Origin of the sequence: Bacillus sp. FSL R5-0397, assembly GCF_038593395.1 — a bacterium.
GTDB classification, from domain to species: Bacteria; Bacillota; Bacilli; order Bacillales; family Bacillaceae; genus Bacillus; species Bacillus altitudinis.
Window position 1 is genome coordinate 92,753 of record NZ_CP151992.1, and the last position, 9,748, is coordinate 102,500.

The following is a 9,748-nucleotide window of genomic DNA, read 5'->3' on the forward strand; positions in this document are numbered from 1 at the left end:
GGCAGTTTTTCTGCTTTTCTCTGCAAAATACATTATTGGAGTGATATAAATGAGTAATGAAGGGCTTAATAACGAAGAATTAAATGATCAATTCCAAGTAAGACGTGACAAAATGAATAAAATGAGAGAAGAGGGTATCGATCCATTCGGTGAACGATATGACCGTTCTCATCAATCCGCACAAATTATTGCTGAATATGACGAGTTTTCAAAAGAAGACTTAGAAGAAAAAGCAGCTCAAGTAACAATTGCTGGCCGTATGATGACAAAACGCGGAAAAGGGAAAGCTGGCTTTGCACACATTCAAGACTTAGAAGGACAAATTCAAATCTATGTACGTAAAGATAGTGTAGGAGAAGAAGCTTACGAATTATTCAAAAGCTCGGACCTAGGCGATATTATCGGTGTGACTGGAACCGTATTTAAAACGAATGTAGGAGAACTTTCAATTAAAGCGACTAGCTTTGAGGTTCTTACAAAAGCACTTCGCCCGCTCCCTGATAAATATCACGGACTAAAAGATGTAGAACAACGCTATCGTCAGCGTTACCTTGACCTGATTGTCAATCCAGAAAGTAAGCAGACGTTCATCATGCGAAGCAAAATCATTCAATCAATGAGAAGATACTTAGATTCAAAAGGATACCTAGAAGTTGAAACACCAACAATGCATAGCATCCCTGGTGGTGCATCAGCTCGTCCTTTCATTACTCATCACAATGCACTTGATATGCCACTTTATATGCGTATTGCGATCGAGCTGCATTTAAAACGTCTAATTGTCGGTGGTCTAGAGAAAGTATACGAGATTGGTCGCGTATTCCGTAATGAAGGAGTCTCAACTCGTCATAACCCGGAATTTACTATGATTGAGCTGTATGAAGCATATGCAGACTATAAAGACATCATGAACCTAACGGAAAACTTGATTGCTCATATTGCCCAAGAGGTGCTGGGAACAACAACAATTCAATATGGAGAAGATCAAATTGATCTAAAACCTGAATGGAAGAGACTCCATATGGTTGAAGCAGTCAAAGAAGCAACAGGTGTAGACTTCTGGCAGGAGATGTCTGTAGAAGAAGCAAAACAGCATGCTGCTGATCACGATGTTGAAATCACAAAAAACATGACAGTAGGTCATATTATCAATGAGTTCTTCGAGCAAAAAGTAGAAGAAACACTGGTTCAGCCTACTTTTATTTACGGGCACCCAGTTGAGATTTCTCCATTAGCTAAGAAAAATCCTGAAGACCCGCGCTTCACGGACCGCTTTGAGCTATTCATCGTGCGTCGCGAGCATGCAAATGCATTCACCGAGCTGAATGATCCAATCGACCAAAGAGAACGCTTTGAAGCTCAATTAAAAGAACGCGAAGAAGGAAATGACGAAGCGCATCTCATGGATGACGATTTTGTTGAAGCATTAGAATATGGCATGCCGCCAACAGGCGGACTAGGAATCGGTATCGACCGATTAATCATGCTGCTAACAAATTCTCCATCAATCAGAGATGTACTGCTTTTCCCGCAAATGAGAAACCGTTAATACATCAACAAAAGCGCCATTTGATCTGTGGCGCTTTTTATTTTTCATAAAATGAAATTTTTTTCAAAAAAACTATTGCAAGAAAAGAATCCAGATGGTATATTATTATTCGTTGCCGCAAAACAGCAACGAGGTTGAAAAAAGAAAATGAAAAAAGTTCTTGACTTCAACCGAAGCGAAATGTTAAGATATTGAAGTCGCTTACGAGCGATAACGAAAATGGTCTTTGAAAACTAAACAAGACAAAACGTACCTGTTAATTCGAGTTTTTATAAAAAATCCTATGATACATCATAGGTAGTCAGTCAAACTGGCGAAAAGCAAAACTTCGGTTTTGTACTTTTTCGGAGAGTTTGATCCTGGCTCAGGACGAACGCTGGCGGCGTGCCTAATACATGCAAGTCGAGCGGACAGAAGGGAGCTTGCTCCCGGATGTTAGCGGCGGACGGGTGAGTAACACGTGGGTAACCTGCCTGTAAGACTGGGATAACTCCGGGAAACCGGAGCTAATACCGGATAGTTCCTTGAACCGCATGGTTCAAGGATGAAAGACGGTTTCGGCTGTCACTTACAGATGGACCCGCGGCGCATTAGCTAGTTGGTGAGGTAACGGCTCACCAAGGCGACGATGCGTAGCCGACCTGAGAGGGTGATCGGCCACACTGGGACTGAGACACGGCCCAGACTCCTACGGGAGGCAGCAGTAGGGAATCTTCCGCAATGGACGAAAGTCTGACGGAGCAACGCCGCGTGAGTGATGAAGGTTTTCGGATCGTAAAGCTCTGTTGTTAGGGAAGAACAAGTGCAAGAGTAACTGCTTGCACCTTGACGGTACCTAACCAGAAAGCCACGGCTAACTACGTGCCAGCAGCCGCGGTAATACGTAGGTGGCAAGCGTTGTCCGGAATTATTGGGCGTAAAGGGCTCGCAGGCGGTTTCTTAAGTCTGATGTGAAAGCCCCCGGCTCAACCGGGGAGGGTCATTGGAAACTGGGAAACTTGAGTGCAGAAGAGGAGAGTGGAATTCCACGTGTAGCGGTGAAATGCGTAGAGATGTGGAGGAACACCAGTGGCGAAGGCGACTCTCTGGTCTGTAACTGACGCTGAGGAGCGAAAGCGTGGGGAGCGAACAGGATTAGATACCCTGGTAGTCCACGCCGTAAACGATGAGTGCTAAGTGTTAGGGGGTTTCCGCCCCTTAGTGCTGCAGCTAACGCATTAAGCACTCCGCCTGGGGAGTACGGTCGCAAGACTGAAACTCAAAGGAATTGACGGGGGCCCGCACAAGCGGTGGAGCATGTGGTTTAATTCGAAGCAACGCGAAGAACCTTACCAGGTCTTGACATCCTCTGACAACCCTAGAGATAGGGCTTTCCCTTCGGGGACAGAGTGACAGGTGGTGCATGGTTGTCGTCAGCTCGTGTCGTGAGATGTTGGGTTAAGTCCCGCAACGAGCGCAACCCTTGATCTTAGTTGCCAGCATTTAGTTGGGCACTCTAAGGTGACTGCCGGTGACAAACCGGAGGAAGGTGGGGATGACGTCAAATCATCATGCCCCTTATGACCTGGGCTACACACGTGCTACAATGGACAGAACAAAGGGCTGCGAGACCGCAAGGTTTAGCCAATCCCACAAATCTGTTCTCAGTTCGGATCGCAGTCTGCAACTCGACTGCGTGAAGCTGGAATCGCTAGTAATCGCGGATCAGCATGCCGCGGTGAATACGTTCCCGGGCCTTGTACACACCGCCCGTCACACCACGAGAGTTTGCAACACCCGAAGTCGGTGAGGTAACCTTTATGGAGCCAGCCGCCGAAGGTGGGGCAGATGATTGGGGTGAAGTCGTAACAAGGTAGCCGTATCGGAAGGTGCGGCTGGATCACCTCCTTTCTAAGGATATATGGAGCAGCGTACGTTTTTCGTCTTGTTTAGTTTTGAAGGATCATTCCTTCAAAACATGTCTCTAGCGAGACAGGATTGTTCTTTGAAAACTAGATAACAATAAGTAATACATTCACATTGAATGCAATGCAAAGTTCATCACACATAGTGATTCTTTCTAAAGTAAGAAATGGTTAAGTTAGAAAGGGCGCACGGTGGATGCCTTGGCACTAGGAGCCGATGAAGGACGGGACGAACACCGATATGCTTCGGGGAGCTGTAAGCAAGCTTTGATCCGGAGATTTCCGAATGGGGAAACCCACTGCTCGTAATGGAGTAGTATCCATACTTGAATACATAGAGTATGAGAAGGCATACCCGGGGAACTGAAACATCTAAGTACCCGGAGGAAGAGAAAGCAAATGCGATTCCCTGAGTAGCGGCGAGCGAAACGGGAACAGCCCAAACCAAGAGGCTTGCCTCTTGGGGTTGTAGGACACTCTATACGGAGTTACAAAGGAACGATATAAGCGAAGAGGTCTGGAAAGGCCCGCCAAAGAAGGTAACAGCCCTGTAACTGAAATGTTGTTCTCTCCAGAGTGGATCCTGAGTACGGCGGAACACGTGAAATTCCGTCGGAATCCGGGAGGACCATCTCCCAAGGCTAAATACTCCCTAGTGACCGATAGTGAACCAGTACCGTGAGGGAAAGGTGAAAAGCACCCCGGAAGGGGAGTGAAATAGATCCTGAAACCGTGTGCCTACAAGTAGTCAGAGCCCGTTAACGGGTGATGGCGTGCCTTTTGTAGAATGAACCGGCGAGTTACGATCCCGTGCAAGGTTAAGCAGAAGATGCGGAGCCGCAGCGAAAGCGAGTCTGAATAGGGCGCATGAGTACGTGGTCGTAGACCCGAAACCAGGTGATCTACCCATGTCCAGGGTGAAGTTCAGGTAACACTGAATGGAGGCCCGAACCCACGCACGTTGAAAAGTGCGGGGATGAGGTGTGGGTAGGGGTGAAATGCCAATCGAACCTGGAGATAGCTGGTTCTCTCCGAAATAGCTTTAGGGCTAGCCTCAAGGTAAGAGTCTCGGAGGTAGAGCACTGATTGGACTAGGGGCCCCTACCGGGTTACCGAATTCAGTCAAACTCCGAATGCCGATGACTTATCCTTGGGAGTCAGACTGCGAGTGATAAGATCCGTAGTCGAAAGGGAAACAGCCCAGACCGCCAGCTAAGGTCCCAAAGTATACGTTAAGTGGAAAAGGATGTGGAGTTGCTTAGACAACCAGGATGTTGGCTTAGAAGCAGCCACCATTTAAAGAGTGCGTAATAGCTCACTGGTCGAGTGACTCTGCGCCGAAAATGTACCGGGGCTAAACGTATCACCGAAGCTGCGGACTGTTCTTACGAACAGTGGTAGGAGAGCGTTCTAAGTGCAGTGAAGTCAGACCGGAAGGACTGGTGGAGCGCTTAGAAGTGAGAATGCCGGTATGAGTAGCGAAAGACGGGTGAGAATCCCGTCCACCGAATGCCTAAGGTTTCCTGAGGAAGGCTCGTCCGCTCAGGGTTAGTCGGGACCTAAGCCGAGGCCGAAAGGCGTAGGCGATGGACAACAGGTTGATATTCCTGTACCACCTCCTCACCATTTGAGCAATGGGGGGACGCAGGAGGATAGGGTAAGCGCGGTATTGGATATCCGCGTCCAAGCAGTTAGGCTGGGAAATAGGCAAATCCGTTTCCCGTGAAGGCTGAGCTGTGATGGCGAGCGAAATTTAGTAGCGAAGTTCCTGATTCCACACTGCCAAGAAAAGCCTCTAGCGAGGTGAGAGGTGCCCGTACCGCAAACCGACACAGGTAGGCGAGGAGAGAATCCTAAGGTGATCGAGAGAACTCTCGTTAAGGAACTCGGCAAAATGACCCCGTAACTTCGGGAGAAGGGGTGCTTCTTAGGGTGTTAAAGCCCCGAGAAGCCGCAGTGAATAGGCCCAGGCGACTGTTTAGCAAAAACACAGGTCTCTGCGAAGCCGTAAGGCGAAGTATAGGGGCTGACGCCTGCCCGGTGCTGGAAGGTTAAGAGGAGCGCTTAGCGTAAGCGAAGGTGCGAATTGAAGCCCCAGTAAACGGCGGCCGTAACTATAACGGTCCTAAGGTAGCGAAATTCCTTGTCGGGTAAGTTCCGACCCGCACGAAAGGCGCAACGATCTGGGCACTGTCTCAACGAGAGACTCGGTGAAATTATAGTACCTGTGAAGATGCAGGTTACCCGCGACAGGACGGAAAGACCCCGTGGAGCTTTACTGCAGCCTGATATTGAATGTTGGTACAGCTTGTACAGGATAGGTAGGAGCCTTGGAAACCGGAGCGCTAGCTTCGGTGGAGGCATCGGTGGGATACTACCCTGGCTGTATTGACCTTCTAACCCGCTGCCCTTATCGGGCAGGGAGACAGTGTCAGGTGGGCAGTTTGACTGGGGCGGTCGCCTCCTAAAATGTAACGGAGGCGCCCAAAGGTTCCCTCAGAATGGTTGGAAATCATTCGCAGAGTGTAAAGGCACAAGGGAGCTTGACTGCGAGACCTACAAGTCGAGCAGGGACGAAAGTCGGGCTTAGTGATCCGGTGGTTCCGCATGGAAGGGCCATCGCTCAACGGATAAAAGCTACCCCGGGGATAACAGGCTTATCTCCCCCAAGAGTCCACATCGACGGGGAGGTTTGGCACCTCGATGTCGGCTCATCGCATCCTGGGGCTGTAGTCGGTCCCAAGGGTTGGGCTGTTCGCCCATTAAAGCGGTACGCGAGCTGGGTTCAGAACGTCGTGAGACAGTTCGGTCCCTATCCGTCGCGGGCGCAGGAAATTTGAGAGGAGCTGTCCTTAGTACGAGAGGACCGGGATGGACGCACCGCTGGTGTACCAGTTGTTCTGCCAAGGGCATCGCTGGGTAGCTATGTGCGGACGGGATAAGTGCTGAAAGCATCTAAGCATGAAGCCCCCCTCAAGATGAGATTTCCCATTCCGCAAGGAAGTAAGATCCCTGAAAGATGATCAGGTTGATAGGTCTGAGGTGGAAGCGTGGTGACACGTGGAGCTGACAGATACTAATAGATCGAGGACTTAACCTATATTCTAATGTGAAAAATGAACATTGTTATCTAGTTTTGAGAGAACATTCTCTCCATCAGGTTTGGTGGCGATAGCGAAGAGGTCACACCCGTTCCCATACCGAACACGGAAGTTAAGCTCTTCAGCGCCGATGGTAGTTGGGGGTTTCCCCCTGTGAGAGTAGGACGCCGCCAAGCTTTTCAAAGGATCAGTTCCAGTCGGAACTGGTCTTTTTTGTGTTTTAATAAATGATATATCTATTTATATTGAAAATAGTGGTCTTTCACTACATTCTCAATAACTCATTCATTTCATCCCCTTCACTGGAATTCTAGACATTCTATAAAATTCTTATCATCCAACCTCGTCGCTCGCTCATCTTGCTAAGAGTCAACATCGAAAGAGTAAACATGTCTAAAAAGGGTCTTCTCCTCTGGCAACCATATGTAGCGAACTGCGCTTGCTGCTAGATCATTGAAACCTACATAAGAGAGCAAAGGGCATCTTGGTTTGCTAATGAGAGAGGGGAGGAAGATTTGAGTTAAGCACCACAATGTTTGATGAGGCAGGGGAACATTGAGACGAATTTTTGGAAAATGACCAGGATCAATTTAATATAAAGCAAATATACAAAATGGTTTCTCGGAAAAATAAAATAATAAAAAAATTCGTTTCTATATGCACGTTATCTGAGGATTTAAGGAATAAAACAAACATTTTTCAGCTTTAAAAGAGCTGTTTTTACATTGAAAAAGCGCTATTAATGCCCTTTTTAACAAAAAAACATAAAAAAATGAAAAAAAGACTTTTAAAATGAAGAGACAAGTGGTAAACTTCTTTAGGTGCCTTAACGAAAAGATGTGAAAAAATAGCTTTAAAATAAATTCAAAAATTATTTTAAAAAAGTCTTTACAAACAATATCTTATCGTTATATAATACTATTTGTCAGATCGAGAGGCATTCGAAACGACATGATATGGAGGATTAGCTCAGCTGGGAGAGCATCTGCCTTACAAGCAGAGGGTCGGCGGTTCGAGCCCGTCATCCTCCACCATATTTATTCTTACATAATGTTAGGATAGATAAAGCCGGTGTAGCTCAACTGGTAGAGCAACTGACTTGTAATCAGTAGGTTGGGGGTTCAAGTCCTCTTGCCGGCACCACTTTCATATGGTAAGATAGACAAGTCGCTTTAAAAGCGAGCCATTAGCTCAGTTGGTAGAGCATCTGACTTTTAATCAGAGGGTCGAAGGTTCGAGTCCTTCATGGCTCACCATTTTCATGCGGGTGTGGCGGAATTGGCAGACGCGCTAGACTTAGGATCTAGTGTCTTTATGACGTGGGGGTTCAAGTCCCTTCACCCGCATTGCCAAACAACATAAAGAAATCCTGTAATGCGGAAGTAGTTCAGTGGTAGAACACCACCTTGCCAAGGTGGGGGTCGCGGGTTCGAATCCCGTCTTCCGCTTATACCATCCACGCCGGGGTGGTGGAATTGGCAGACACACAGGACTTAAAATCCTGCGGTAGGTGACTACCGTGCCGGTTCAAGTCCGGCCCTCGGCATTATAAAATAAGCGCCCGTAGCTCAATTGGATAGAGCGTTTGACTACGGATCAAAAGGTTAGGGGTTCGACTCCTCTCGGGCGCGCCATTAAGATCGGGAAGTAGCTCAGCTTGGTAGAGCACTTGGTTTGGGACCAAGGGGTCGCAGGTTCGAATCCTGTCTTCCCGACCATCTTTTATGGGGCCTTAGCTCAGCTGGGAGAGCGCCTGCCTTGCACGCAGGAGGTCAGCGGTTCGATCCCGCTAGGCTCCACCAATATGATCTTTGAAAACTAAACAAGACAAAACGTACCTGTTAATTCGAGTTTTTATAAAAAAATCCTATGATACATCATAGGTAGTCAGTCAAACTGGCGAAAAGCAAAACTTCGGTTTTGTACTTTTTCGGAGAGTTTGATCCTGGCTCAGGACGAACGCTGGCGGCGTGCCTAATACATGCAAGTCGAGCGGACAGAAGGGAGCTTGCTCCCGGATGTTAGCGGCGGACGGGTGAGTAACACGTGGGTAACCTGCCTGTAAGACTGGGATAACTCCGGGAAACCGGAGCTAATACCGGATAGTTCCTTGAACCGCATGGTTCAAGGATGAAAGACGGTTTCGGCTGTCACTTACAGATGGACCCGCGGCGCATTAGCTAGTTGGTGAGGTAACGGCTCACCAAGGCGACGATGCGTAGCCGACCTGAGAGGGTGATCGGCCACACTGGGACTGAGACACGGCCCAGACTCCTACGGGAGGCAGCAGTAGGGAATCTTCCGCAATGGACGAAAGTCTGACGGAGCAACGCCGCGTGAGTGATGAAGGTTTTCGGATCGTAAAGCTCTGTTGTTAGGGAAGAACAAGTGCAAGAGTAACTGCTTGCACCTTGACGGTACCTAACCAGAAAGCCACGGCTAACTACGTGCCAGCAGCCGCGGTAATACGTAGGTGGCAAGCGTTGTCCGGAATTATTGGGCGTAAAGGGCTCGCAGGCGGTTTCTTAAGTCTGATGTGAAAGCCCCCGGCTCAACCGGGGAGGGTCATTGGAAACTGGGAAACTTGAGTGCAGAAGAGGAGAGTGGAATTCCACGTGTAGCGGTGAAATGCGTAGAGATGTGGAGGAACACCAGTGGCGAAGGCGACTCTCTGGTCTGTAACTGACGCTGAGGAGCGAAAGCGTGGGGAGCGAACAGGATTAGATACCCTGGTAGTCCACGCCGTAAACGATGAGTGCTAAGTGTTAGGGGGTTTCCGCCCCTTAGTGCTGCAGCTAACGCATTAAGCACTCCGCCTGGGGAGTACGGTCGCAAGACTGAAACTCAAAGGAATTGACGGGGGCCCGCACAAGCGGTGGAGCATGTGGTTTAATTCGAAGCAACGCGAAGAACCTTACCAGGTCTTGACATCCTCTGACAACCCTAGAGATAGGGCTTTCCCTTCGGGGACAGAGTGACAGGTGGTGCATGGTTGTCGTCAGCTCGTGTCGTGAGATGTTGGGTTAAGTCCCGCAACGAGCGCAACCCTTGATCTTAGTTGCCAGCATTTAGTTGGGCACTCTAAGGTGACTGCCGGTGACAAACCGGAGGAAGGTGGGGATGACGTCAAATCATCATGCCCCTTATGACCTGGGCTACACACGTGCTACAATGGACAGAACAAAGGGCTGCGA

1 protein-coding gene, 9 tRNA genes and 4 rRNA genes (1 of these 14 only partly in view) are annotated in these 9,748 nt (G+C 48.5%); all 14 read left to right on the forward strand.

Translation table 11 applies throughout. The features are described 5' to 3' along the window. The first annotated feature begins 49 nt into the window (after positions 1-49). Positions 50-1,549 carry a lysine--tRNA ligase gene (gene lysS, locus NSQ70_RS00495; protein WP_024719373.1) on the forward strand — a complete coding sequence of 500 codons (1,500 nt, stop codon included), beginning with the start codon at positions 50-52 and terminating at the stop codon, positions 1,547-1,549. 341 nt (positions 1,550-1,890) lie between these two features. Beyond that, positions 1,891-3,439 (forward strand): 16S ribosomal RNA (locus NSQ70_RS00500). A 183-nt stretch (positions 3,440-3,622) separates the two neighbouring features. Next, positions 3,623-6,553 (forward strand): 23S ribosomal RNA (locus NSQ70_RS00505). 61 nt (positions 6,554-6,614) lie between these two features. Continuing rightward, positions 6,615-6,730 (forward strand): 5S ribosomal RNA (gene rrf / locus NSQ70_RS00510). Positions 6,731-7,512: 782 nt separating this feature from the next. Further along, positions 7,513-7,588, forward strand: a tRNA-Val gene (locus NSQ70_RS00515). A gap of 33 nt (positions 7,589-7,621) precedes the next feature. Further along, positions 7,622-7,697: transfer RNA gene (locus NSQ70_RS00520), tRNA-Thr, on the forward strand. 37 nt (positions 7,698-7,734) lie between these two features. Continuing rightward, positions 7,735-7,810, forward strand: a tRNA-Lys gene (locus NSQ70_RS00525). A gap of 7 nt (positions 7,811-7,817) precedes the next feature. Continuing rightward, positions 7,818-7,900 (forward strand) — tRNA-Leu (locus NSQ70_RS00530). A gap of 30 nt (positions 7,901-7,930) precedes the next feature. Then, positions 7,931-8,002, forward strand: a tRNA-Gly gene (locus NSQ70_RS00535). A 12-nt stretch (positions 8,003-8,014) separates the two neighbouring features. Next, a tRNA-Leu gene (locus NSQ70_RS00540) sits at positions 8,015-8,100 on the forward strand. Positions 8,101-8,111: 11 nt separating this feature from the next. Next, a tRNA-Arg gene (locus NSQ70_RS00545) sits at positions 8,112-8,188 on the forward strand. Positions 8,189-8,195: 7 nt separating this feature from the next. Then, positions 8,196-8,272, forward strand: a tRNA-Pro gene (locus NSQ70_RS00550). Between the two features lie 8 nt (positions 8,273-8,280). Continuing rightward, positions 8,281-8,356, forward strand: a tRNA-Ala gene (locus tag NSQ70_RS00555). 125 nt (positions 8,357-8,481) lie between these two features. Beyond that, positions 8,482-9,748, forward strand: a 16S ribosomal RNA gene (locus tag NSQ70_RS00560) (it continues 282 nt past the right edge of the window). Together the 16S, 23S and 5S rRNA genes with 9 tRNA genes alongside form the textbook arrangement of a ribosomal RNA operon.

Excerpts from the sequence above, each read along its gene's own strand:
- lysS (WP_024719373.1), top strand. The coding sequence starts at position 50 with ATGAGTAATGAAGGGCTTAATAACGAAGAATTAAATGATCAATTCCAA.